Origin of the sequence: Methylobacterium sp. WL116 (assembly GCF_008039455.1) — a bacterium.
Lineage (GTDB): Bacteria > Pseudomonadota > Alphaproteobacteria > Rhizobiales > Beijerinckiaceae > Methylobacterium.
Map to the genome: position 1 here is coordinate 1 of NZ_VRUV01000667.1, position 2,133 is coordinate 2,133.

A 2,133-nucleotide genomic window follows, 5' to 3' on the forward strand; every position below is an offset into this window, starting at 1 on the left:
GGAAGTCGGTGACGTAGGCCGACAGCCAGAGGTCGTTCGACCCCTGCGCCGACCCAGGCGCCGCTCGCGCTCTATTCCGGCGTGGTGACGGTGGCCCCCGACGGCAGCGCCAGCGTCACCTTCCCGGTGCCGGCCTTCAACGGCACCGCGCGGGTGATGGTCACCGCCTGGAGCGGCAGCCGCGTCGGCCAGGCCTCGGCCGACGTGATCGTGCGCGATCCCGTGGTCGTCACCGGCACGCTGCCGCGCTTCCTCAATGCCGGCGACCGCTCCCGCGTCTTCCTGGCGCTCGACAACGTCGAGGGGCAGGGCGGCGACTACACCCTCGACCTCGACCTGTCGGGGCCGGTGCTGGTCGGGGCGCAGGCGGTGCGCACGACGATGCGGCTGGAGGCGGGCGCCAAGGGGCAGCTCGTGGTGCAGATCACCGCGGCCGGGCCCGGCACCGCGAGCCTCGACCTGACGCTCTCCGGCCCGGGCCTCGCCGCGGGCGCCGGCCAGCGCTTCACGCTTCCCGTCTCGCCCGGCACCGGCGCGCTGGTGCGGCGCGAGGTGCGCACGCTGGCGCCCGGCGCGAGCCTACAGCTCTCCGGGGACCTGCTCGCCGACATCCTGCCCGGCACCGGCACCGTCTCGGTGGCGGCCGGCGCGCTGCCGGGCATCGACGTGCCGGCGCTGCTGCTGGCGCTGGACCGCTACCCCTACGGCTGCTCCGAGCAGGTGGTGAGTCGGGCGATGCCGCTGCTCTACGTCAACGCGCTCGCGGCCAAGGACAGGCTGGCCCTCGACGACACCGTCGACGCCCGCATCCGCGAGGCGATCGAGCGGGTGCTGTCGCGCCAGGATGCGAGCGGCGATTTCGGGCTGTGGTCGGCGCAGGGGTCGAACGACCTCTGGCTGTCGGCCTACGTCACCGACTTCCTGACGCGGGCCCGCGAGCGCGGCTTCGCCGTGCCGCAGGTGGCGTTCGGCCAAGCCCTCGACCGCCTGCGCAACGCGGTCGCCAACACCACGGAGGTGCGCGACGGCGGCACCGACCTCGCCTACGCGGCCTACGTGCTGGCCCGGAACGGCCGCCCGGTGATGGGGGACCTCCGCTACCTCGCCGACACCAAGCTCGCCGACTTCGCCACCCCCCTCGGGCGGGCGCAGATCGCGGCGGCCCTGGCGCTCCTCGGCGACCGCGGCCGCGCCGCCAAGGCGATGGAGTCCGCGTTGACGGCGCTCCGGTCCGAGCGCGACAGGCAGAGCTACCGCGCCGATTACGGCTCGCGCCTGCGCGACGGCGCCGGCCTGCTGGCGCTCGCCGCCGAGACCGGTTTCTCGCAGGCCGCGCTGACACCGGTCTCCGCGGTGCTTGTCGAGGAGCGCGCCTCCGGGCGGGTCACCAGCACGCAGGAGAACACCTGGATGGTGCTGGCGGCCCAGGGCCTGACGCAGGAAGCCGACGCGCTGTCCTTCACCGTCGACGGCGCGCCCCAGGCCGGCCCGCTGGCGCGGAGCTACCGGGCGGCGGCGCTGGAGCGGCCGGTGGCGATCGCCAACACCGGCCGGGCGCCGGTGCAGGTGGTGGTCGGCGTCTCGGGCAATCCCGTGTCGCCCGAGCCGGCCGACGCGCGCGGCTACGCCATCGAGCGGAGCTATCACCGCCTCGACGGCAGCGTCGTCGACCCCGCCCGCGGCATCCGCCAGAACGACCGCCTCGTGGTGGTGCTGAAGGTGACGGAGGCCAAGGCCAGCGCCGGCCGCCTGCTGCTGGTCGACCACCTGCCCGCGGGCCTCGAGATCGACAACCCGAAGCTCCTCGACGCCGACGCGCTCACCGGCCTCGCCTTCGCGAAGTCCGACGTGCAGCCGGTCCACACCGAGTTCCGCGACGACCGCTTCGTGGCCGCCTACGACCGCTCGCCCGAGCAGTCGGCCTTCTTCACCGCCGCCTACACCGTGCGCGCGGTCTCGCCCGGCACCTACGTCCATCCCGGCGCGACCATCGAGGACATGTACCGCCCCGAACGCTTCGGCCGCACCGCGTTCGGCTCGGTCGAGATCGGGGCGGCGAAGTAGGGATGGGCGGCCGCCCGCGCGTCCCTCCCCCCTCTGCGGGGGAGGGGACCCTGCGGAGCAGGGGGGGAG

General features: G+C 74.8%; 1 pseudogene. It reads left to right on the plus strand.

Going from position 1 to position 2,133, the window contains the following annotated elements:
* Positions 1-48: 48 nt before the first annotated feature.
* Positions 49-2,064: pseudogene (locus tag FV223_RS26000) on the plus strand (alpha-2-macroglobulin family protein); the annotation flags it as partial.
* Positions 2,065-2,133 lie beyond the last annotated feature (69 nt).